Source organism: Chryseobacterium gotjawalense (assembly GCF_030012525.1).
GTDB classification, from domain to species: Bacteria; Bacteroidota; Bacteroidia; order Flavobacteriales; family Weeksellaceae; genus Kaistella; species Kaistella gotjawalense.
The window spans coordinates 2164065-2186976 of sequence record NZ_CP124855.1; the positions used below are offsets into that span (position 1 = coordinate 2164065).

A 22912-nucleotide genomic window follows, 5' to 3' on the forward strand; every position below is an offset into this window, starting at 1 on the left:
GAATTTTTTTTTCATGACCTTTTTTTACATAAATTTCTCTCCTTTTTTCAAAGTTTTCAGATCATGCACATAATCTTTGATGAGCTGGTCATTTTCTCTTGGGCAAATCAGCAGTGCTTTTTCGGTATCCACCACGATGTAATTTTCTAATCCATCGATGACAACTGCCTTATTCACATTTTTTAACTTAATCAAATTCCCTTTTGAGTTGTAAGTGACCACATGTTTCGTATTGACGGAGTTTTCATTCTCCCCTTTTTCGGCATTTTCATAAATTGAAGTCCAGGTTCCTAAATCGCTCCAGCCCAAATCTGCAGGAATAACGTACACGTTTTTTGCTTTTTCCAAAATCCCGTTGTCAATCGAGACTTTATTTACTTTAGGATAAATCAAGTCAATACACCGTTCTTCATCTTTTGAATTGTACTCGCAGCTTTCAAAATTTTGGGTCATTTCCGGCAAATAACTGTCAAACGCAGAGAGAATCGATTTTACATTCCAGACAAAAATCCCGGCATTCCATAAGAAATCACCACTTTCCAGGAAGGTTTTGGCAATTTCCAAATCCGGTTTTTCGGTAAATGTTTTAACTTTAAAATATTCAGAATTATGGTTTTCAACGAACTGAATGTATCCATAACCGGTATCAGGACGCGTTGGATTAATTCCCAAAGTGATCAGATAATCATTTTCCTGTGCCAACCTAAAGGCGAGTTCTACTTTTTGCAAAAAGGTATCTTCCTTTAAAATTAAATGATCTGCAGGAAGGACAATGATATTGGCATCTGCATCTTTATCGGCGATTTTTTTGGCCATATAAATATTACATGCGGCCGTATTTTTCATCATCGGTTCACCCACAATATTTTCCGGATTAATTTCGGGCAATTGTTCGGCCGTGAGCGAAATATATTCCTTATTGGTGATAACGTAAATGTTATCGACGGGTACAATTTTTTTAATTCTATCGTAGGTTTGCTGAATCATCGTTCGGCCTGTTCCTAAAATATCCTGAAACTGTTTCGGGTATTGTTGAGTGCTCATTGGCCAGAACCGACTTCCGATTCCTCCTGCCATTATCACACAGTAATTATTTGACATAGACATATTTAACTTATTTTTTCTACTCGCGCCAAGGGTTTAAAAATATATTTTTTATCGGTATCGAGCTGTGTACAAAGATAGTTTTTTTTACGTTTTTCTTCAATGATATAAATCTGCTTTCTGTAAATGAACCGGTCTTTAATTTCCAGATCTTCGATATACGAAGTTTCATCTTCATAATCCTCGATGTGGAAGTATCTTACCAGATCCGGACTCGACATAAAATTGGCTTTGGGAGACTTTAAAAATTTTAAAATAATGGGTTTTAAATCTTCATCATACACCGGAATGCTTTCTAAAAGCATTGTTCTGAAGGTATGTTTCCACTCTGCTCCGTGTGGTGAAATACGGTGACCGAAATTTTCAAATGCCAATAAGTGCGCCAGTTCATGGGTCAGAACAAAGAAAAAAAGCTGCGGCTGTAAGGTTGAATTGATGGTGATCTGATGCGATTTGTCCGGCATTTTCCGATAATCGCCGAGTTTGGAATTTCTGCCTCTGGTGATTTTGATATGAATGGGAGAATCGCCAAACCATTTCTTGAGATGCGGTAAACAGTGGTTCGGTAAATATTTTTCTAAAAGCGAAATCGACATTTTTTATCTTCCGTTTAAAACTAAGAAATACTTTTTTCCCATTTTTACAGGATTAAGAATTTCTCCAAAAATTTTTATAAAGATAAGGGAATCCCCGCATAGAAATTCAACAGTTTCAAACTAAACAAATAATTAAACTTCGATTGTTCAACACTTCCCTGAGCATTAGCGTAATTATTTCTGGCAATATTTAAATCATAAATCGTCGTTTTTCCGGCATTATAGCTTTTCTCAGCAAAATCCAGCGCGAGCTTCGAGCTTTTCTCTGCTTGTGAAGCCGCGAGATATGATTCGTAATTACTTTCTGCATCAAACTGGGCTTGCTGAACATTTTGTAAAACCTGCTGCTTTTGTTGAAGCAAAGCGGTTTTAGCGATATCTTCATTAATTTTCGACTGCTCAACATTTAATCTGGTAATGCCTTTATTGAAAATCGGAATGTTGGCAGAAAGTCCGAGCTGTTGTCCGAAATTATCTTTGTACTGTTTGAAAAAACCGCTTTCTTTAATCGGGTTTCCGTTGATATCACGCCCTGCATAATTGGTCACCAGAGAATTAAAATAGGAAGTTCCGATTCCTGCGCTTGCGGTGACCGTCGGCCAAAAAGCAGTTTCTGTAATTTCAGTTTGTGCCTCGGCAGATTTTATTCTTACTTCTGCAGATTTTATCTGAGGTTGGTTTTCAAATGCTTTATCAATAATTTGGTCTGCGGAAAATAATGGCGCCTGGATCTCACTTTGAATATTGACATTCTGTATGTCAAAGTTTTTATAGTCAGGAAGTTGCAACAGCATCGCCAGAGCGAATAAACTTCGTTCCGTATTAATTTGTGCGGTTTTTACATTTTGTTTTTCTCTTGCCAAAGCCGCTTCTGCTTCTGCTAAAATCGTTTGCGGTGTGGTTCCGACTTCCGTAGTAATTTTAGCTCTTTTGTAGAGTTTGTCTGCATTATCCAAAGCGCTTTCCGAAATTTTAGTAATTTCTCGGTTCAGTAAAATGGAAAGATATTGTTGTGCAATTTGAAGTGAAATATCATTTTTAATCTTTTCGATATCAAAATTGCTGGCCTGAACATCGAACTCTGTTTTTCTAATGTTCTTCTCTAATCTGCCATTATTATAAATCAAAATATCTGCGCCAACGCTCGCTCTATTGCTGAAATTATCATTTCGGTTGGTGGTTCCAAAAACATCAATACCTTGTCCGAAACTGACATTATTGTTGATCGTCCCAGAAACGCCTGGTAAATATTGCCGTTTGGCAATTTGTAAAGAATTATCCTGAAGTTTCTTGTTATAAGTGTTCTGAATAACTTGTAAATTGTTTTCTACAGCGTAATTCACACATTCCTGCAACGTCCATACTTTTTGAGAAAAAACAAAAGTGGACAGCAAACTCAGAAAAAAAACAGCAGATTTCTTCATTGATTAATTTATAGAATAAGACGAAGTTTTTGGTGATTTGTTACAAATTTCTTTAGAGCTTGTTTAAATTAAAATCAGCATCAAAATCTAAAAACTTCAGATTAAATTTATTTTAAACACATAAGTCCCAACTTATAAGTTAAAATTCAAATAATGTTAATCAATAATCCCAAATTTCTTCATCAGATAAATTGCGTTCATGCTTTTGGTAACGCCGTTTTGAAGTTTGTAATCGGTTTCTAATTCCCCATTTTTTTGCTCTAATTCAAAGCAGTAGTTTTTAATCTCAGCAGGAAATTTTTCTTCGATTTTGGTGAGTTCCAAATCGTGGGTGGCAATGAGGCAGGAAAAAAGGGTTTTGCTTTTCATTAATTTTTCCAAGAATAATTCGGAACCAGTGAGTTTATCCTGGGAATTGGTGCCTTTTAAAATCTCATCTAAAATAATGAATTGCGGAATTCCTTTATCTAAATTTTCGACCAGACTTCTGAGGCGAAGAATCTCTGCATTGAAATAAGAAGTTCCATCGTTTAAAGAATCACTCGTCCGCATTGAAGTAAAAAGTTTCATCGGAATAAATGTAAATTCCCTTGCAGCAACGGGACAACCGTTCATAGCGAGCACTAAATTAATTCCCACCGTTCGCAAAAATGTAGATTTTCCCGTCATATTTGCTCCTGTGATGATGGAGATCTCTGTGTTTTGCGCTATCTGAAAATCATTAGAAACCACTTCTGGCTGAAATAAAAGGGGATGAATTATTTGTTCTGCTTTCAGTTTTTCGCCAGAATTAGAAATTTCCGGATAGTGATATTGAGGATTTTTGAAGCGGAAAATCCCCAAAGAAATCAAAGCTTCAAACTCTGAAAAAGCATCAAACCATTGCGGTAAATCCTGCTCAATATTTTTAATCTGATTTTCAATTTTCAGCGCAAAGTTCAGTTTCCAGAGGAAGAAATTATTCAGAATGACTCCGATATTACTTTGTCCATTTTCATAATTCCTAAGGAGACGCGCGAGCTTTTCAATTTCTTTTCGTGACGATTTGCTTTTCCCCGAAATAAATTTCTTCTGAAGCTGTTGATTCAATTCCTCTTTGAATTGTTCTTTTTCGATGTGAGAAAATATGGCTAAAAACTGCTCATACTGTTCAGAATTAAAAGATAAAGTCCCGGAAATATACTCCATTTTTTTACCATAAAACATTAAAATAAATCGGGAACAGGCAAAAATGCCAGCGAAAATTAAAATCAGATATAGAGAGGGAATACTGATAAAAACCAAAGAAAGCAAAACGCCGAAAGTTAAAACAGGAATTACAATGACCGCAATTTTTGCTAAAACGGCGTTTTTAAAAACAGATTCCTTAAGCTCTGGATGTTTAATTTTTCCATTGATATCCAGCGATTTCGCTAAAGTGAGGAAATGAATATTCCATTCAGTTTTTTGCGAAAGCTCATCGATTGACTTTTGCTTGGCGATTATTTTCTCTTTTTCTACCCTTAAATTTAAAAGAAAATCTTTGAGTTTGTTTTTACCTAAAACCGTTTCGCAGTAGCTAATGTAACTGAAAAGTGAGTTTTTGCCCACAATATCCAGGTCTTTAGCAAAAGGATGATTATCAATATCCTCCTCAAAATCAAGTCCTGTATCGAATTCTGTTTTGGTAATTATCTGATTTCCAATATGAATGTAATCTTTATAAAATTGCAGTTCCTGTTTTACATTTAAAAGGAAAAATCCCAAAATGAAAAATAAAACCGTGAAAAAAAACCCCAAATACAAATGACTTTGCAAACCACTTTCAAAGATGAAATATTTTAATAAAAAGTAAGCAATGGAAAGGAATGTCGCAACTCTGATCCAGCCTAAAACCGTCAGCTTTTTCTGTAATTTCTGTAAGGTTTCCTTTTTTGCAGCAAGGAGCTCATGTAATTCTTCCATTCCGTTTTACCCTTTTTTCAGCTCGCCAATTCTGCTTACAACCGGCATGGAAAAAACACCGCTTGTCTGTAAATATTTTTCATAGAAAACGATGGCTTTTGCCGCAAAATCGGGATTAGGATTTTCCTTATTTTTAAAGTAGAACAAATTCCCCAACAGTTCAAAATATGGAATATGATGGCTTTTGTCTTTGTCATTAATCAATTGAACAATTTCATCGACAGATTTCGAAGCTAATGTTTCAAAATCCATTTTGAACGTATCATTCATATTGGTATCGAAAATCCTTTGAAGCTCTGAAAGGTCGCCATTGCTACCTCCCAAAATCATTTTAGAAAGAAATTCTGAAAATTGTTTTACTATTCTGATGATGTAATCTTTGTCGTGGATCATATTAATTTATTTTGGTACAAGTTTAAAGTTTTCATGTTGCAAAAAAGGTGCAATGGGTGCATTAGGAATAAAAGGTGGTTTATTAGGTGCGCCAGTTGCTTTGTACATATTCAATATAATTGTGAATTTTTATACTTAAAGTCCGATAATTTCCTACCAACTTTTCAAGTTCTAATTCAGAGGAAAGATCAGGATAGATACGAATGATTTTTTTAATATGATTCAAGGTTTCATCGCAACTGCTGTGAGAAAACCTCAAAAATCTCAGATAATCATTTTTATAAACTCTTCTTCCGTATCCTTCCACAATGTTTGAGTTTACAGAATCTGAAGAACGCCGGATTTGACTTCCTAACTCATACAGTTCATGTTTGGGGAATTTTAGTGATTTCCGATGAGTTTCAATGAATAAATCAAATGAAATTTTATAAATATCAAGATTCTCGTAGCTCATTTTATTATTTTAAAAAATAGAATAAATCAATCAAATTTCATTCTTTTTGCACCTATTTTGCATCAATTGCACCATTGCACCCATGTACCAATTGTACCAATTTAAGCAAAGAAAATATACGCCAAAATTACCGAAGTAATAATCCCCACCAAATCTGCTAAAAGCATTGCGGTCACCGTATATCTTGTGTTTTTAATTCCTACCGCACCGAAATAAATCGCAATCACGTAAAAAGTCGTGTCTGAACTTCCCTGCAAAACCGCTGCTAATCTTCCCTGGAAACTGTCTGCACCAAAAGTCTGCATCGTGTCAACCATCATTCCCCGTGCTCCTGAACCGGAAAGTGGTTTGATCAAAGCAGTCGGTAAACCATCAACAAAACGGGTATCAAAACCAACGACTTGAGCGACCCATTTCATTCCATCGATCAAAACATCGAAAACACCGGAAGTTCTTAACAAAGAAATTGCGATGAGCATTCCGACTAAATAAGGAATGATTTTCACACAGGTCCAGAAACCTTCTTTTGCCCCGTCAATAAAAGCATCGAAGACATTAATTTTTTTATAAAGCGCTCCTAAAACAATAGCGAAGAAAATCAAAAGGATAATTCCGTTGCTCAATAACATGCTGAAATTATCAAGTCCATCTTTGCTTAAACTTACTAAATAAACCACCAATAAACCAATAATCGCGGAAATCCCTCCAACATAAGCGATGACAACCGGTTGCAATAAATTGATTTTTTGATAAAGAGAAACCACAATCATCGCTGCCAAAGTCGCTGCGAAAGTCGCGATCATACAAGGCAGAAAAATGTCGGTCGGCGTATGAGAACCCATCGAAGCGCGGATTGCAATAATCGAAACCGGAATTAAGGTTAATCCGCCGGCATGCAGACAGAGAAACATAATTTGCGAATTACTTGCGTTGTCTTTGTCGGGATTTAAGGTTTGTAAACTTTCCATCGCCTTGAGTCCGAACGGTGTTGCGGCATTATCTAAACCTAAAAGGTTGGCAGAAAAATTCAGTAACATATGCCCGAAAGACGGATGGTTTTTGGGAATCTCGGGGAAAAGCTTAGAGAAAAAGGGCTGAATCATTCGGGATAAAAGATTGATTCCGCCGGCTTTTTCGGCAATACTCATGAACCCCATGAAGAGCGTCATAATCCCGATTAGGCCTAAACAGATTTTAACGGCAGTTTCAGAAGTACCTATTACCCCATCAGTTTGCTGAACGCGATAAACGGCAACCTGAGATTTAGCGGAATCCGTTTTATAATGAATTCTATGTTGTTCAAAAGCGGGTTTCAGCAATAAGGCATTTTTAATTTCAGGATTTAATTCATTGATATTTTGAGTTGCAATTTGCACGGTATCACCACTTTTACCGACGACCATATCGTTATAAATCGCTTTATAGGAATCCGAAAACAGATACTTTATACTTCCGACGATAATGGCGACAATAATAAATGCGCTCCAAATTCTGCTTAAAACCATGAATTAAAAATTTGAGTAAAAGTAACTAAAAAGTTTATTTTTTAAGAGACTTAGGACAGCAAATTATTGCGACAAAGTCTTTATGCATGATAAAAGCCACAAATGCACTAATTTTTCTCCTGGATTCAAAACAAAAATTCAGTCAGATATGTAGATATTCATTCATAAAAAAAGAGGTATTCTCATTCAATTCGTGCATTAGTGGCAAAATAATTCTAAGCACGAAATTATTTGCCACTAATGATATAGAAAGAACTTCAAAAACAGCCATAAAAAAATTCTGCTTTCAATGAAAACAGAATTTGATTACACTTTTAAATAACTTACCGCACGGCTAAAAACTCAACACCGTCATTTGATTCGTCTTTGTTTTTACGTTCAAAATGGCGATGAAAATCCGCATAATATTCATCATATTCTTTACTTTTTTTTAATAAAAATTTCTTTACACCAAATAAAGTAAGGCCGATTAGAACGCCTACACTTCCCGCTAATATAATTCCTGTTTCTTTTCTCATGTCTTTAATTATGAGTATAAAATTAAGCAAATTGTATTCCTTTTGGATCATGAATTGTTTTAAAGTTTGTTAAAGTTGGGGGCATGAATATTAAAAAGGTTTAACTATAACTTAAAGAGCCTTTTATTTCCCAGAGATTTACTGAGGATTCCGGCCCTTAAAAAATACATTTATGTATTAAAAACCAAAAAGGACTAAAGATTACGCAGGCAATAAAAAAAACGGATTTTTATTAACAAAATGAGCATCGGATATAGGTTTTTCGTATTTCCTGTTTTTTTTCTTCCGGTAAAAAATCTTACTTTTGAGAAAATCCTTAATATATGAATGTTAAAACATTTGCTCTTGGTGCAGCAGGAATAATGCTCGCATCTTGCGCTCCTCAAAAAATGACCAAAAATTTGAACTATCCCGAAACGAAAAAAGTTGAACATACCGATGAGTATTTCGGGACCAAAGTTCAGGATCCATACCGATGGTTAGAAGATGACCGCGCGGAAGACACCAAAGACTGGGTTCAGAGAGAAGTCGCTTTTACGAATGATTATCTGGCAAAAATTCCTTTCCGTGAAGAGATTCGTGCACAACTGAATGACATCTGGAATTACGAGAAAATTGGTGCCCCTTTTAAAGAAGGAGATTTTACTTATTTTTATAAAAATGACGGACTTCAAGCGCAATCCATTTTATACCGAACCGATAAAAACGGCAAGACCGAAGTTTTTCTGGATCCTAATAAATTCTCGGAAAAAGGAACGACTTCTTTAGCAGGAATTTCTTTTAATAAAAAAGGAAATCTGGTTGCTTATTCTATTTCCGAAGGCGGAAGCGACTGGAATAAAATAATCATTATCAATGCTTTAACCAAAGAAAAGATTGATGAAACCATTGTTGATGTGAAGTTTTCCGGAGCGTCCTGGCTGGGTGATGAAGGTTTCTTTTATTCAAGTTACGATAAACCAAAAGGGAGCGAACTCTCTGCCAAAACCGATATGCACAAAGTTTATTTCCATAAATTAGGAACGAAACAAAGTGCCGATCAATTAATTATCGGTGGCGAAAATTTCAAAAGACGCTATATGAGCGTTGGAGTTTCTGATGATGAACGCTACGAGATTTTAAGAGCATCTGAAGCAACCAATGGCAACGAACTGTATATTAAAGATTTACAAAATAAAACAGATTTCATTCCTGTTCAAAAAGGATACGATTTTAATACCAATGTGGTCGATTCGAAAGGCGATTTCATTTACGCCTTAACCGACAAAAATGCGCCAAATATGCGTTTGGTAAAATTCAATATCAATCAGCCAACAGTTTGGACTGATGTGATTCCTGAAACCGAAAACGTGCTTAGCGTTTCGACAGGCGGAGGATATCTATTCGCAAAGTATATGAAAGATGCGGTAACCTCGATGAAGCAGTTTGATTATAACGGTAAATTAATCCGTACGATCGATTTGCCAGGAATCGGAACCGCAGGAGGTTTCAGTGGAAAAGAAAAAGAGAAAGACCTGTATTTTTCTTTCACCAACTACATTACTCCGCCAACCATTTATAAATTCAATGCGGAGACCGGAAAAGCTGAAGTTTATCAAAAACCAAAGGTGAAATTTAACCCTGAAGATTACGTTTCAGAACAAATATTTTTTACTTCAAAAGACGGAACTAAAATTCCGATGATGATCAATTATAAAAAAGGATTGAAACGGGACGGAAAGAACCCGACCATTCTTTATTCTTACGGCGGATTCAACATCAGTTTGCTGCCTTCTTTCTCCGTAGTGAATGCGATTTGGATGGAAAACGGCGGAATTTACGCGGTTCCGAATATTCGTGGCGGAGGTGAGTACGGCAAAAAATGGCATGATGCGGGAACGAAAATGCAGAAGAAAAATGTATTCGAAGATTTCATCGCAGCCGGCGAATATTTGCAGAAAAACGGATATACTTCAAAAGAGCACATGGCGCTTTCCGGCCGATCAAACGGTGGACTTCTCGTTGGAGCAACCATGACTATGAGACCTGATCTGGCAAAAGTAGCTTTCCCCGGAGTGGGTGTTTTGGACATGTTGCGTTACAATAAATTCACAGCTGGAGCGGGCTGGAGTTACGATTACGGAACTGCCGAAGACAGCAAAGAAATGTTCGATTATTTAAAATCTTATTCACCGGTTCATCAGGTTAAAAAAGGAGTTTGCTACCCGTCAACCATGATTATCACAAGCGATCACGATGACAGAGTTGTTCCGGCACACTCATTTAAATTCGGTGCGGAACTGCAGGAAAAACAATCGTGCAGTAATCCGGTTTTGGTAAGAATCGAAACCAATGCGGGACACGGCGCAGGAAGAAGTACAGAACAGGTTATTGGCGAAAACGCTGATATCTTGAGTTTTGCGCTTTATGAAATGGGCTTTAAGACTTTGAAGAAATAAATTAAACTTATGGTAATAAAAAACTTCCCGGGGAATAATTTCCCGGGTAGTTTTGTTTTTAGTAATTCGTACGAGAACACCTGAATAGAAATAATAAATATTCTCCCGCTGATTTAACTGATTATACAGATTCATTTCTTTTTTAAAACCTGCTTAGAGGTTGAAAAATATCTTCTGTGAATTTTTCAAAATATACATTTCATCTCTGTTTTGGTAGAAACATTGTCATGAACTCCTCATGAAGTATCCATGAACTATCCATGAAGCATCTATGGAGTATCTCAGATTAGTTATGATTACAAGCCGAAAACAACTCCGATACTTGGAATAAATCCGCTGCCGAAAACGGATTTGTCTTCTTTGTATAAAACGTTATACATTCCACCAATCTGCATATAAGCGCGGTCGCCAATTTTCTGCATATAGCCGCCACCGAGGTAAAGAGCAGCTTCGTCACCCGAATATTTCACATCGGTCAGTTTATTTTTCTGGTTGAAAAAGTATTCCTGAAACATTCCGCTTAAAAAGAAATTCCGGCCGATATAATAATTCACAAAAGGACCGACGCCGATGGTGCTTGATGAATAATATTTCGCATTAGTCCAGGTGAGGCCAGAAGCGACACCCGTTTCTAAACTTTCGGTAAGCATATACCCGATTCTGGGAGAAATATATACCGATGTTCCACCATTATTGTTGCCAAAACTTCCGCCTAATCCAGCCGAACCGCCGAAAGTCCATTTGGAATCGTTATTACCGAAAGTTTTAGTTGTTCCTATTTGAGCGCGCAATGAAAAGGCAAAGGATATCACCGAAAGAAGAAGGAGTTTTTTCATGTTGTATTTTTAAAGAATTAATAATCAAAAATAAGCCTTTTTTTGAAATCGAAAATTTCTATAATTACTTTGCTGATGAAGAATTGACCTTTTGAAAATTTTCAAAATAATGAAAGGTCTTTCTCTTAGCCCCGATGGAAGCGGCATCCTTTATCTTTTTCGTCAGAAAAGATAAAGATACAGCGGACAGTGGGACGCGTTTCCGAAACTATTGCGGGTCTTGTAGCTCCTGAGATATTGTATAATTATTGTCGTAAATTTGCAAAACTTTTGATGCCTATCATCAAAAATTTATTTCCTTAAAATATGAAAATTGTAGTTGGCCTTTCCGGAGGTGTAGATTCGAGTGTTGCAGCGTATCTGTTGCAAAAACAAGGTCATGAAGTGGTGGCGCTTTTTATGCGGAACTGGAATGATGCATCGGTAACTTTGGAAGATGAATGTCCGTGGATCGAGGACAGTAATGATGCTCTGATGGTGGCCCAAAAACTTGGGATTCCTTATCAGGTCATCGATATGAGCGAACTGTATAAGGAAAAAATCGTGGATTATATGTTCGATGAATACAAAATGGGCCGAACGCCGAATCCTGATGTTTTGTGCAACCGTGAAGTGAAGTTTGACGTGTTCATGAAAACAGCCTTATCACTTGGCGCTGAGAAAGTTGCAACGGGACATTACGCTCAGGTGAACTCTACTTTTGACGAAAACGGCAAGGAAATTTTTCATCTTTTAGCCGGAGCAGATAACAATAAAGATCAGTCGTATTTCCTGTGTCAATTGAGTCAGGATCAGCTGTCGAAATCGCTGTTTCCGATTGGTGGATTAACGAAACCTGAAGTCCGGGAAATCGCCAGAGAAATGGATTTGGTGACGGCAGATAAGAAAGACTCACAAGGATTGTGCTTCATCGGAAAAGTGAGTTTACCGATATTTCTACAACAACAGCTTGAACCAAAAGAAGGTGAAATTGTAGAGATTTTTAAAGATTTCGGTGATTTTCATCAAGAAATACCGGCATTTTTATCAAAACTAGAAGAATTACAGTTTCTTTCCAAGAAAATAAAATACGAAAAATCAGACGGAAAAGTGATTGGCAAACATCAGGGTGCACATTATTTCACGATCGGACAAAGCAAAGGTTTGGGCATTGGCGGACATGCGGAATCCTGTTTCATCATTTCCCGCGATATGGAAACCAACACGATTTTTGTGGGCGAAGGGAAAAATTTCCCGGGATTATTCCGTAAAGCTTTAAAAATCGAAAATTCCGAAGTTCACTGGGTTCGTGACGATCTGCGTCTGCAAAATGGAGAATCGATGAAAGTACAGGCCAGAATCCGGTACCGACAGACTTTGGAAGAAGCTACGCTTTACCAGTTCGAAGAAGGATTTTATATCGAATTTGAAAACCCACAATCTGCCATTGCAGAAGGACAGTTTGCGGCGTGGTATCTGGACGATGAATTGGTGGGAAGCGGTGTAATCGCTTAGTAAGCTTAGCGTAGAATTTTCAAAGTTGGAAAACTGCTCAAATAAAAAGGGAATTATAAAAATTACGTCAGACGATCACTAACCTTTTGTTTTCTGCAAGACAAGAAACCGAAGATTCAGCGAAGAATTTTGGATTGACTAATGAAGATTTCAACATCACAACTCAGCAATAATACAAGATATTATCAGATATAAAAACCTTTAAAAAACGGCAATATCATTTATTTTCAGTATTTACCAATTTTTGGTAACTTTACGGAAATATTGAAAATGAAAAACACATCAGTATCACTCGGAAATTATTTTGATCAGTTCGTTAGCAGCCAAGTATCTGGCGGACGATATAAAAATGTCAGTGAAGTTATTCGTGCGGGGCTTAGACTTTTAGAAAATGAAGAAAGTAAAATTATTGCTTTAAAAAGTGCAATTCAAAATGGTTTGAACAGTCCAAGAATTGAAGATTTTGATTTAGATGAACATTTAGCCAAATTAAAATCTGAAAAAACAAAAAATGGGTAAAGTTATATGGAGGCAAGAAGCAATAAATGATTTAACAGACATTTGGGATTATACATTTGAAGAATGGTCCGAAAATCAGGCTGATAAATATTATGATGCAATAAAATCTGCCTGTAAACATATCGGCGAAAATCCAGATCTTGGTAAAATTTACACTGAAATAAGTGAAAATTTACGCGGATTTAAATCAGGAAAACACATTATATTTTATCATCAAATTTCTGAAGATCAATTAGAGATAATTAGAATATTACACGAAAGAATGGATTTGAAAACGAAGATAAATGAATAAAAACTTTCATCAATTACTAAACTTTCGTTTCGCCAAACCGGCTAAATAAAATCCCAGAAATCTTCATCTTCCTGATGGACAGGATGCATCTATTCTTGCATTAATAAAATTTTATTTTAGGAAACATTTACAATTTTCTATTCCTGCCGCACAAATCCTCAATGAAATTACCAGCTTAATTCAGCCGGTTTCTGCCGATTTTTTAATTGTTTTCTGCCAGATAATTTGAAAGCACTTTATCCATCAATTCTTCTTTCGTCAAATGATGAAAAATGGTTTTAACCTGCTGTCTGACCTCATCTGGAATCTCGCGGTTGGGTTTTGTTTTGAAGACTTTTTTCGCCCAAACCAAAGTATTGTTCCATTCTATCGCTTCGGCATCGGCTTTTTTTATCTCTTTGAATTTAATTCCCAATTCTTGTTCAAAACCGGCAATTTCTTTCACTTCTTCCTGCTGAATTATCGTCATCGAAAGTCCGTTTGCTCCTGCTCTACCCGTTCTGCCGCTGCGATGCACATAGGCTTCGTGCGTGTCCGGCAAATGATAATTCACGACATAGGCTAATTCTTTGACATCGATTCCTCTTGCGACCAAATCGGTAGCCACCAAAATATCGATATATCCTTCGCGGAACTGATCCATAATACGGTCCCGGATTCCCTGCGTTAAACTTCCGTGCAAAGCACCAGAGGAGATTTTACGGATGGCCAGATTTTTCGCCAGTTTATTGACCGCTGCTTTGGTTTTACAGAAAATAATTCCTCTGCCTCCTTCCTGCGAGTTTAAAAAGTGTAAAAGCACATCTAATTTCTCAATCGGCTCTACGACAATATATTGATGATCAATACCTTGATGTCCGACCGTCGCCATTTCAGAATTAATAGAAACCGCATTTCTCGACATGTAATTATGAACAATATCTTTCAGTTCTCCCGGTAGGGTTGCGCTGAATAAATAAGTGCGGCGGTTTTTAGGCATCGCTTTCAAAATCGGCATCAGGTCTTCTTTTAAAGCCTGAAACATTTCATCAGCTTCATCTAAAACTAAGTTTTTCAGGGATTTAATGTCCAGTGCTCCTTTTTCCAACAGATCTAAAAAACGACCTGGGGTTGCCACTACAATATGAGTCGGATTTTTCAACTCTTCTATTTGTGATTTCACCGTATTTCCTCCCGTCAGCAAGACGATGGAAACCTCAGGAATATATTTGGCAAAATCTTTAAGATTATTAAAGATCTGCTGGCTCAGTTCTCTGGTAGGTGCTAAAATAACGGTTTGAATATTCTTATTTTCAACATCGACCAACTGTATCAGCGGCAGTCCGAAAGCGGCAGTTTTACCTGTTCCGGTTTTGGCCAATGCAACCAGATCTTCATTCTGACCGAGAATCACCGGAATAACCTGATCCTGAATATCGGTCGCAACCGTTATTTCTAAATCAGTTAAGGCTTTTTGAAGTGGATGAATTATTCCTAAGTCGGATATCAGTCTGGACATGCTTATTTTTTTACAAAGATAACCACAGTTTTCGTGAATTAGCTGATCTTGTGTTATAAAAACTCCGAAAATAAAGATTCCGCAGCTGATTTATAAAGTAAAACCACTTCATTAATTAGACAGCCAGTCTTTAAAATCCTTTACCCGGTCGCGGCTCACGGTGATTTCTTCTTCGGGCTGAAACTCCATTTCCACTTTATAATAAGGCGATGTATGAATGTTTTTAATGAAACTAGAATTGATAATGAACTGTCGGTTTACTCTGAAAAATTTCTTCTCCTCCAAAACTTCCTGTAATTCATCTAAAGTAAAATCGGTGGGATAAGTTCTCTCTTTCGTCTGAAGGTAAACGATTTTATTTTCACTGTAAAAACAAGATACCTCATCGGTTTGAACAATCTTTAAATTATAGCCGATCTTGACTAAAATACGGGATAATTTCTGTTTCTCTTCTTTAATTAAAGACTTGATTTCCAATGAATTATTGGACGAATCTGAAGGTAAAAAACTTTTAAATTTATTGATGGCTTTTTCCAGATCTTCTTCCATAATCGGTTTTAAAAGATAATCAATGGAATTCAGCTTGAAAGCTTTCAAAGTATATTGGTCAAAAGCTGTTGTATAAATCATAAAACTTCTGGTCGGAACTTTTTCAAAAATATCAAAAGACAATCCGTCGCCTAAAACAATGTCTGAAAATATCAAATCCGGGTGTCGATTATTTTGAAACCAATCCAAACCTTCTTCCACAGAATTAAGCGTCGCAACTAATTCTAAATCAGTGAATAAACTGATTAATCTTTCAAGTTTTCGGGCGGCAGGTTTTTCATCTTCAATGATGACGGTTTTTATCATTTTCTAAAATTAATAAATAAAAGGAATAAGTCTTTTGGTTTTCTTCATATAATCGGTGTACTGTTTCCCGAACTGTTCCGTTAAAACCTGTTCTTCTATTTTAATCCGATTAAGAAACATTAGAAAAACAGGAACCACCAGAATAATTGCAGAAATATAATTGTTTAAAACGATCGCCAAGCCCAAAAAAGTGAGCAGGGAAAAGGAATACGAAGGATGCCTCACATATTTGTAAAATCCATTCGTTTTTAACTGATGGTCTTCTCTGATCGTGACATCTACCGTGAAATATTTCCCTAAATCATTAATGACCATTAACCTCAATACAACGCCCAGGATCAGAAAAGCCAAACCTAACAATTGTATTCCGTCCCTTTGATAAAAAGGGAAAACCGTAGCCTTAGCAACAAAAATCCCGAAAAAGATGCTGAAACCGATGACCAGCCATAAACGTGAAAGTGACTTTTGGTCTTTCCCTTTCGCATCAGCACTTCCAGATCTCATTCTCAGGAGCAGATAAATTTCTGAAAGCCCCCACAGAACCAAAATACTGTTTGTTATTGTATTCATGCTATTTGTATTGATCCATTAATTTTTTAATTTTTTTTCTTCCCAATCTTTTTCCAGAAAGATATTAAGAAAAAAAACCGTGACTCCATGAGCGGTGAGAACGATTCCCCAGATGATCGCTGTCCAGTAATTATCCATATCAGCAAGCGTTTCACCCGACTGCCTGTTGCCGGCGATGATAAATAAATTCACCAATACAAAGACAGTAGCGTGGATATAAAATCCCCTGATCTTTTTCACGCGTTCTTTCGCTCTGATATACCGAAGGTCGTTTTCGCTATAATTTTCCATAGTATTATTGATTGAGTTCCTTGTTCATCATTTTCTTTTCCCACAGTTTGAATTAAAGTGCGATAGAATAATCTATTTCTTGCTTGGTTAAATTTTCCATTATTTTGAATTTTCTTTATCTAAAATTTTCTGGATTTGTTTTTCTTCCCAGTTGCTGCTGATTCCAAACACTTTGACCGCGTTTAAACTTAAACCAAGTCCCCAACCCAACATCGGCCACCAAAACCAGTGGTAGTCGGATGAAGTTCGTAGGTTTATAAAAATCAGAAAAGGAATGACCAAACAATACGAGATGAGATTTCCGTAGAAACCTTTCAGTTCTTTTACTCTTTTCGATGCTTTTTGATAGGCAATCGACTCTTGTGAAAGCGGTGTATTCATTGCTGTTGTTTTTTGGGTAAGTATTGGGATTTTCACTCTGAAAAAATCACTTGATTTTTCGATGAAAACATTTTGTTTTGTAAGTAAAGCGTAACGCTGAACAATATTGGAAAGTCCAATTCCGGCACTTTCTTTCACCTGTTCTCTTTGCTGTAAATTATTTTCGATAAAAAGATAACCGTTTTCCGAATAAATTTTAATATTTAATGGTTTGCCGGAAGTAGCAAAATTATGTTTGATACAATTTTCTAAAAGCAACTGCAGCGATAATGGAACGACGTACGATTTCAGATCTCTTTCATTAACATTAAAATCAAAAGTTACGCTGTCTTCAAATCTCGTTTTTAATAAATCACAGTACGTTCTGGCAAATTCTATTTCTTCTTCTACGGTAACTAATTCTTTGTCTTTCTGTTCCAAAACGTAGCGGTAAATCTTCGACATCGACGATGTAAACCGCTGTGCCTGCTCAGAATTCTCGTCAATTAAAGCACTTAATACATTTAAAGAATTAAATAAAAAATGAGGATCAAGCTGATTCTTTAAACTTTCAAACTGAGCATTGGCAGATTTTGCGATGAGTTTCTGCTGTACGACTTCCTGTCTGGTCGAACTTTTCCAGGCTTCTATAAATCCTTTTGCATGTAAAACTGCAGAAATCAGCAAGGCGATATTAATGGTAAACCAATTCACAAAACCCATTGTTCCTGAGAAAAATTCAGACGTATTTTGTTTCTGAAAAATAATAAAATTTACATAATTACAGAAAAGAACCAAGACGACATTCACCAGCAGTGTTCCTAAAATTCCCAGAACAGTTCTCGTGCGGGTATCTTCCACCCAAGAGTATTTTCTGTTCAGAAAATCATTAACCAAGCCGTTTCCGATAGAGATTGTAAAGCTGTATATAGCTGCAATCACAATGTTTAAAAGATAAAGTTCCGGCGTTTTTTCACGGGTAAAAAACACAAAAGTGAGCGTTCCGATAAAAAACGTAATCCAGGATATCGTGATTAAACTCTTTCTGTTCATGATCTAAATTGTTGGTACAAATGTATGCGTGATTAAAGGTAAATAAAATATTGTTTTGCTGAACGGTAAATTTTGGTCACTGAAGGGCAAAAAAAACAACCACCGGATAATCCGATGGTTGCTGTATCATTAATTTTAGCAATCTATTTCATTTCTGAAATCACGTTGATCGCTTCCTGAAGGTATAAATCCCGCTGAAGATTCTTAGTCCAGTTTTCTGTTTTTTTGGTGAAAGCTTCGTCGGTTTTTTCACGAATTGCTTCATCTGGATTTAAGCTAAATTTCAATCCATTATTGAATTTTTCTAAACCTCTAAACTTTTTGATCTGTGATTTTCTGGTCTGCATGACTTCATTGAATTTCTTTTGATTCAGTGAAATCGTTTCCTCTTTATCCAGATTTTCTTTCCATTGTGCAGATTCCTGTATCAATTGGTAGGTTTTGTTGTTTTTCAATCTTTCTTCAACTCCTTTTTTTAAAGCGGTTACTGAGAAATAGTTGACAGGCTGATATTCTGCGGCAGGAATTTTATCCCAGGCCAACGCATACTCGTCGTAGCGCTCACCAATCTCCGCATAAGTATAGAAATCTTTCATTTGAATATCAGAAACGATTCCTTTTCTCTGGTTGGATTCTCCAGAAATTCTATAAAATTTTTGAATGGTCAGTTTTAAAGATCCGAAATCATCGGTCGTATTCAGGAATCTGTTCAGATCAACAAAAGTCTGAACCGTTCCTTTTCCGAAAGACTGCGGCGAACCGAGGATTAATCCACGACCGTAATCCTGCATTGCTCCGGCCAAAATCTCCGATGCTGACGCAGAAAGTTCATTTTGCATAATCACCAGTGGACCGGTCCAAACCGGAGCATTTGATTTGTTTTTAAGCGTTTGAATTTTTCCGTTACCGTCTTTCACCTGAACATAAGCGCCGGTGTTCATAAACAAGCCCATGATATCGCCGACTTCAGTTAAACTTCCGCCGCCATTATTTCTGAGATCAAGAACGATTCCCTGAACATTTTGGGCTTTTAATTTAACAAGTTCATTTTTTATATCATCAGAAGCATTTCTTCCTTTCGAGTCTTCAAAATCGGCGTTGAAACTTGGCAGATTAATAAACCCATATTTTTTACCATCCGGCGCATTCACAACAATACTTCTGGCAAAAGTATCCTCAATGGCTACTTCTTCGCGGGTCATGGTTACTTCTTTGATTGACTTATCTTTCTTTTCCACGGTCAAAACCACCTTAGTTCCTTCTTTACCACGAATTAATCTTACCGCTTCATCTACCAGCATTCCCACGACACTCACGGCATCCTGATCGGGGCTGGATCTTACTTTTAAGATTTTATCTCCCGCTGAAAGCTGTTTCGATTTCCAGGCAGGTGCACCGATGGTCAATTCACCTAAATATAAAAATCCTTTCTTCTCCTGAATAACAGCACCAATCCCGATGACTTTCCCTTTAAACTGGGTATCGAAATCTTCTTTATTTTTCGGTGAATAATAATTGGTATGGGGGTCAAAAACTTCGGTATACGCGTTCATATAAACCGTAAACCAGTCCATTTTATTTCTCTTCTTAAACCTACGGAAAGTGTCTGTTACCAGATCTTTTACTTCTTCGGTGGCTTTAATTCTTTTAGCTTCCGGAGTTAAAATTTCAAGTTTAATGGTATCTTTCAAATTAAATTTCTGCACAGAATCTTTTTTCTCCTTCTGCATTTCTTCTTTTGCTGTTAAAGATTCCATTTCCTGCAGAATATTATATTTGATATATTTCTTCCACTCTGCAGCAAGTTCGGCTTGGTTGGCAGGATTATTCTTTTTCTTCGGTTCTAAAACAAGCGTTTCATCTTCATCTAAATTTATCGGTTTGCTTAAAATATCCTGAGTGATCTTATCTATTTCATCAACTCTCTGATACAGCCGATCGATGGTTAATTTATAAAACCTTAGATCTCCCTGGTTAAGATAATCATCGAGTTTTGTAGTATGCTGCGCAAATTCTGCCATATCTGACTGCAGAAAGTATCTTTTTGAGTTATCTACCATTTCAAAATAATGCTTATAAACTTCCTGTGAATAAGCATCATTAATAGGTTTTGGCGAATAGTGCAAATAACTGAGCGTGTTTTTCACGCTGATCATAATGGTCGACATTTTCTCGTCGTCATTTTTCGGGGTGTTAAAACAAAACACCAGACTCGTCAACGGAATGAAAAGCAGTAATCTATTGAGGTTAAATTTTTTGAACATATAGTTGTTAAATAATGTAATATATAATTTGTTGAAACTAATCCATAATTGTTACAGGATTTTTCAATGTATCAAAATTAATACCTTATTTAATATAAAGTAAGATTTTTAAAACAATTTACAGAATTCATTCATTTTTATACCAAAAAAAAGCATTTTTTCAGAAATAAAATTGGAAGCCAAACTTAATTCCGAATTTTTTAGCGTCTGGATTTTCGAGATAGTTTCCCCGCCAGTTGAAATCTACTCTTAGAATCCGAACGTTTCCAAACCCGATATTTTCGATTCCAAAACCATATTCATAATACGGTTTTTCTTCCGGCGCTGACAGATTCTGATTTCCTGCATTCATTAGAACAGAACGTTCCATTAAGCTTCCCATCGCAGTTCTGTAAAAAGCAACTTCTCTTAATTTTAATTTTTTAATCAAAGGAATATAAGACAGGATTTTTCCGTTAAAATGATGTTCTGCCTGAAAAGTTACATATTGATCCGCCACAAACTCGTAGTAATTCAGCAAGGCAAAAGTATTGGGCATCAGGTTATAAGACTGGTTTCCGGGAATAATATTCTGCAAAGCCAACGGCAGTTTATTAAAGTTTTTGCCGGCCTCTACATTCAGCATTAATCTTCCGAAGCTTTTTAAAAGAATCGGTTGAAAATAGTAGAGCTGCAGTTTGCTGTAATTAAAATCTGAACCGAGAACTCCTTCCAACCCCTGCGTATATTTCAACATAACCGTTGGCGCCAAAGTGCTGTGTTCATAACGGTCAACACCATATTGTGAAAATACTGCGCCAGGTCTCGCAGTAACACTTAACACTAACTTCGAATCATTCAGTTCAGAATACCGCTGACTATTTTTATAAAAATCTAAAGAAAACTTTTCCGGAAGTGCCGATTTCGTCGTCTGGTTTGTGGCATCTAATCGGACGGTAAAATTTTTAAAAGGATCGATTGCCGCAAACGCACTTACCTGATTTACAGAACTTAAATAAAAATTATCGCCGGAACTCAAAACTCCTGACGAAGCGAAAGAACGCGTCATGATTCCTTCGTCACCAGTCAGTTGCGCTCCTAACTGTAAAATATCCCGACGGGTTCCAACACCCAATGTAAACCGATTATCGCGGTTAAACATTTTTCTAAATTCGAGTCCGTATTTTAGCTGATGATCCTTAAATCCATACGCGGTATAAAAAGCTGCCCGCCAAGTGTCATTCGCAGAAAAATACGTTCTTGCACCGACTCGCAACCGGAAACCTTCCACTTCATTAAATCCGATTATGGAATAAATATCTCCAAAATCGATCGCTTTAAAAGCATTGTAATAACCGGATGAAACGACTTCGTATATTTTGACTGCTTTTTTAAACTGAGGAACATCCTGAAGTTCATCCATCATGGCATAAACATTCGCTTCAGACTTTGATAATTCTTCTTTCCTGTTTTCCTTCCAATAAGCTTCGTCTTTGATATATTCCGCATCCGTTAAAGAAGTTGCTTTAGTCTCAAAAACCGTGTCGCTCAATTTTTGGTTAAAAAGATAATCAGAGAAAATCACCGTTTTCTTAGCAGTAATACTTTTCGAATTTTCTTTCTTGCCGAAAACCGACATTTGAATTTCCTGGTACTTTTTCTTTGGTAAAAAAACAGCATCATTCGGATTGTCAAATTCTAAATCGTAATAAAAACTGTTTACAAAGTTTACATTAATGCTTTTTGTTGATTTTAAAGTCGCTTTTACGACCGCATAATTTTCTTTTGAAATATATAGTACGCCGTACATCGACAATACATCTTTTCTTTTGGGTGAATAGGTAATCCGGTAACAATCATTACCGTTGATACTTTCTTCGCCTAAAAGCTGATAATCGTACGCCGAAAAACCATCTGTGGCAATGGGGCTGGTAAATCCGATGTTGAAGAAATTGAGGACATTATCATAAATATCGATTTCTTTATAAAGATTTTTCGCCGTATTGGCCATCGCATCACTGCTCGAAAGTCCCGATGTTTTATTGGCCAAAATTTCCCGCTTTTCTTTTCTGTCAGGTTCGTTTCTTCCGTAATTTTTATAAAGGGTTTCATTAAAGTAAACCGGCAATGACAGTTGATTGGCCTGATCTAAAGTATCTGCGTATTTAAAAATAAAACCGACTTTGTTGAAGATCTTTTTCCGGGTAAAAGTAGAATCCAGATTGGCGAGATCCAGCTCGATTTTCTCATATTCTTCGTACTGATAATCATGGAACTGAGATAGGCCGTTGCTTTTCTTCCGTTTCCAGACTTCCTGTAAAATAGCGTATGCCGGATTATCTTTCTTTTTAATTTTCTTAGAAACTTTAATTTGCACTTCATCGATATTGGTTTCTCTCACCTGAGAAAATGCAAATACAGAAGCTAAAATAAGAAGCAGAAAAATAATTCTAAAATATTTCATAAATAAATGCGGTCAAAAATCGTTTAAAATTTACGTCTCAGACAACTGGCAAAAGTAATAT

20 protein-coding genes are annotated in these 22912 nt (G+C 36.4%); 4 read left to right on the forward strand and 16 right to left on the reverse strand.

Annotated elements, in window-relative coordinates:
- Window positions 1–24: 24 nt before the first annotated feature.
- The 8 genes from QGN23_RS09880 to QGN23_RS09915 form a co-directional block, all read right to left on the reverse strand.
- A complete protein-coding gene (locus QGN23_RS09880) occupies window positions 25–1107 on the reverse strand; it encodes a mannose-1-phosphate guanylyltransferase (protein ID WP_282904147.1) in 1083 nt (360 codons plus the stop codon).
- Between the two features lie 2 nt (window positions 1108–1109).
- Window positions 1110–1700, reverse strand: coding sequence for a SprT-like domain-containing protein (locus QGN23_RS09885; protein WP_282904148.1), 591 nt, complete (start codon window positions 1698–1700; stop codon window positions 1110–1112).
- A gap of 74 nt (window positions 1701–1774) precedes the next feature.
- Window positions 1775–3124, reverse strand: a complete 1350-nt coding sequence (locus QGN23_RS09890; protein WP_282904149.1) for a TolC family protein — start codon at window positions 3122–3124, stop codon at window positions 1775–1777.
- 156 nt (window positions 3125–3280) lie between these two features.
- Complete coding sequence (locus QGN23_RS09895) at window positions 3281–5068, reverse strand: MutS-related protein (RefSeq protein ID WP_282904150.1); 1788 nt, start codon at window positions 5066–5068, stop codon at window positions 3281–3283.
- A gap of 6 nt (window positions 5069–5074) precedes the next feature.
- Window positions 5075–5461, reverse strand: coding sequence for a hypothetical protein (locus tag QGN23_RS09900; protein WP_282904151.1), 387 nt, complete (start codon window positions 5459–5461; stop codon window positions 5075–5077).
- An 82-nt stretch (window positions 5462–5543) separates the two neighbouring features.
- Window positions 5544–5915 (reverse strand): four helix bundle protein, encoded by a 372-nt coding sequence (locus tag QGN23_RS09905; protein WP_282904152.1) that lies wholly within the window; start codon window positions 5913–5915, stop codon window positions 5544–5546.
- A gap of 101 nt (window positions 5916–6016) precedes the next feature.
- Window positions 6017–7420, reverse strand: coding sequence for a nucleoside recognition domain-containing protein (locus QGN23_RS09910; protein ID WP_282904153.1), 1404 nt, complete (start codon window positions 7418–7420; stop codon window positions 6017–6019).
- 323 nt (window positions 7421–7743) lie between these two features.
- Window positions 7744–7938 (reverse strand): hypothetical protein, encoded by a 195-nt coding sequence (locus QGN23_RS09915; protein WP_282904154.1) that lies wholly within the window; start codon window positions 7936–7938, stop codon window positions 7744–7746.
- 323 nt (window positions 7939–8261) lie between these two features.
- On the opposite strand from QGN23_RS09915, the gene QGN23_RS09920 reads away from it, so the two are divergent.
- Window positions 8262–10376 carry a prolyl oligopeptidase family serine peptidase gene (locus tag QGN23_RS09920; protein ID WP_282904155.1) on the forward strand — a complete coding sequence of 705 codons (2115 nt, stop codon included), beginning with the start codon at window positions 8262–8264 and terminating at the stop codon, window positions 10374–10376.
- A 296-nt stretch (window positions 10377–10672) separates the two neighbouring features.
- Here the strand turns inward: QGN23_RS09920 and QGN23_RS09925 are convergent, their stop codons facing one another.
- Window positions 10673–11212 (reverse strand): hypothetical protein, encoded by a 540-nt coding sequence (locus QGN23_RS09925; RefSeq protein WP_282904156.1) that lies wholly within the window; start codon window positions 11210–11212, stop codon window positions 10673–10675.
- A 306-nt stretch (window positions 11213–11518) separates the two neighbouring features.
- Here QGN23_RS09925 and mnmA point away from each other — a divergent pair, with 306 nt between their 5' ends.
- The 3 genes from mnmA to QGN23_RS09940 all read left to right on the forward strand — a co-directional run bounded on the left by mnmA (window position 11519) and on the right by QGN23_RS09940 (window position 13517).
- Window positions 11519–12706, forward strand: a complete 1188-nt coding sequence (mnmA, locus tag QGN23_RS09930; protein WP_282904157.1) for a tRNA 2-thiouridine(34) synthase MnmA — start codon at window positions 11519–11521, stop codon at window positions 12704–12706.
- A 270-nt stretch (window positions 12707–12976) separates the two neighbouring features.
- The gene (locus tag QGN23_RS09935) at window positions 12977–13225 is read left to right on the forward strand and encodes a type II toxin-antitoxin system ParD family antitoxin (protein ID WP_282904158.1); all 249 of its coding nucleotides are present in this window, start codon (window positions 12977–12979) and stop codon (window positions 13223–13225) included.
- The gene (locus QGN23_RS09940) at window positions 13218–13517 is read left to right on the forward strand and encodes a type II toxin-antitoxin system RelE/ParE family toxin (protein WP_282904159.1); all 300 of its coding nucleotides are present in this window, start codon (window positions 13218–13220) and stop codon (window positions 13515–13517) included. The genes QGN23_RS09935 and QGN23_RS09940 overlap by 8 nt, the downstream gene beginning before the upstream one ends.
- Window positions 13518–13719: 202 nt before the next feature.
- Here QGN23_RS09940 and QGN23_RS09945 read toward each other — a convergent pair whose 3' ends face one another.
- The 7 genes from QGN23_RS09945 to QGN23_RS09975 form a co-directional block, all read right to left on the reverse strand.
- On the reverse strand, window positions 13720–15015 hold the full coding sequence (locus QGN23_RS09945; protein ID WP_282904160.1) for a DEAD/DEAH box helicase: 1296 nt from the start codon (window positions 15013–15015) through the stop codon (window positions 13720–13722).
- A gap of 111 nt (window positions 15016–15126) precedes the next feature.
- The gene (locus QGN23_RS09950; RefSeq protein WP_282904161.1) at window positions 15127–15870 is read right to left on the reverse strand and encodes a LytR/AlgR family response regulator transcription factor; all 744 of its coding nucleotides are present in this window, start codon (window positions 15868–15870) and stop codon (window positions 15127–15129) included.
- 9 nt (window positions 15871–15879) lie between these two features.
- The gene (locus tag QGN23_RS09955; RefSeq protein WP_282904162.1) at window positions 15880–16440 is read right to left on the reverse strand and encodes a methyltransferase family protein; all 561 of its coding nucleotides are present in this window, start codon (window positions 16438–16440) and stop codon (window positions 15880–15882) included.
- 18 nt (window positions 16441–16458) lie between these two features.
- Window positions 16459–16731, reverse strand: coding sequence for a 2TM domain-containing protein (locus tag QGN23_RS09960; protein ID WP_282904163.1), 273 nt, complete (start codon window positions 16729–16731; stop codon window positions 16459–16461).
- Window positions 16732–16830: 99 nt separating this feature from the next.
- Window positions 16831–18144: a 2TM domain-containing protein gene (locus QGN23_RS09965; RefSeq protein ID WP_282904164.1), complete on the reverse strand. Its 1314-nt coding sequence runs from the start codon at window positions 18142–18144 to the stop codon at window positions 16831–16833.
- Between the two features lie 143 nt (window positions 18145–18287).
- A complete protein-coding gene (locus QGN23_RS09970) occupies window positions 18288–20408 on the reverse strand; it encodes a carboxy terminal-processing peptidase (RefSeq protein WP_282904165.1) in 2121 nt (706 codons plus the stop codon).
- Window positions 20409–20568: 160 nt separating this feature from the next.
- Window positions 20569–22851, reverse strand: a complete 2283-nt coding sequence (locus QGN23_RS09975; RefSeq protein WP_282904166.1) for a DUF5686 family protein — start codon at window positions 22849–22851, stop codon at window positions 20569–20571.
- Window positions 22852–22912: the final 61 nt, after the last annotated feature.

Coding starts and splice junctions, on each gene's coding strand:
- QGN23_RS09880 (WP_282904147.1), bottom strand. CDS start 1,107: ATGTCTATGTCAAATAATTACTGTGTGATAATGGCAGGAGGAATCGGA.
- QGN23_RS09885 (WP_282904148.1), bottom strand. CDS start 1,700: ATGTCGATTTCGCTTTTAGAAAAATATTTACCGAACCACTGTTTACCG.
- QGN23_RS09890 (WP_282904149.1), bottom strand. CDS start 3,124: ATGAAGAAATCTGCTGTTTTTTTTCTGAGTTTGCTGTCCACTTTTGTT.
- QGN23_RS09895 (WP_282904150.1), bottom strand. CDS start 5,068: ATGGAAGAATTACATGAGCTCCTTGCTGCAAAAAAGGAAACCTTACAG.
- QGN23_RS09900 (WP_282904151.1), bottom strand. CDS start 5,461: ATGATCCACGACAAAGATTACATCATCAGAATAGTAAAACAATTTTCA.
- QGN23_RS09905 (WP_282904152.1), bottom strand. CDS start 5,915: ATGAGCTACGAGAATCTTGATATTTATAAAATTTCATTTGATTTATTC.
- QGN23_RS09910 (WP_282904153.1), bottom strand. CDS start 7,420: ATGGTTTTAAGCAGAATTTGGAGCGCATTTATTATTGTCGCCATTATC.
- QGN23_RS09915 (WP_282904154.1), bottom strand. CDS start 7,938: ATGAGAAAAGAAACAGGAATTATATTAGCGGGAAGTGTAGGCGTTCTA.
- QGN23_RS09920 (WP_282904155.1), top strand. CDS start 8,262: ATGAATGTTAAAACATTTGCTCTTGGTGCAGCAGGAATAATGCTCGCA.
- QGN23_RS09925 (WP_282904156.1), bottom strand. CDS start 11,212: ATGAAAAAACTCCTTCTTCTTTCGGTGATATCCTTTGCCTTTTCATTG.
- mnmA (WP_282904157.1), top strand. CDS start 11,519: ATGAAAATTGTAGTTGGCCTTTCCGGAGGTGTAGATTCGAGTGTTGCA.
- QGN23_RS09935 (WP_282904158.1), top strand. CDS start 12,977: ATGAAAAACACATCAGTATCACTCGGAAATTATTTTGATCAGTTCGTT.
- QGN23_RS09940 (WP_282904159.1), top strand. CDS start 13,218: ATGGGTAAAGTTATATGGAGGCAAGAAGCAATAAATGATTTAACAGAC.
- QGN23_RS09945 (WP_282904160.1), bottom strand. CDS start 15,015: ATGTCCAGACTGATATCCGACTTAGGAATAATTCATCCACTTCAAAAA.
- QGN23_RS09950 (WP_282904161.1), bottom strand. CDS start 15,870: ATGATAAAAACCGTCATCATTGAAGATGAAAAACCTGCCGCCCGAAAA.
- QGN23_RS09955 (WP_282904162.1), bottom strand. CDS start 16,440: ATGAATACAATAACAAACAGTATTTTGGTTCTGTGGGGGCTTTCAGAA.
- QGN23_RS09960 (WP_282904163.1), bottom strand. CDS start 16,731: ATGGAAAATTATAGCGAAAACGACCTTCGGTATATCAGAGCGAAAGAA.
- QGN23_RS09965 (WP_282904164.1), bottom strand. CDS start 18,144: ATGAACAGAAAGAGTTTAATCACGATATCCTGGATTACGTTTTTTATC.
- QGN23_RS09970 (WP_282904165.1), bottom strand. CDS start 20,408: ATGTTCAAAAAATTTAACCTCAATAGATTACTGCTTTTCATTCCGTTG.
- QGN23_RS09975 (WP_282904166.1), bottom strand. CDS start 22,851: ATGAAATATTTTAGAATTATTTTTCTGCTTCTTATTTTAGCTTCTGTA.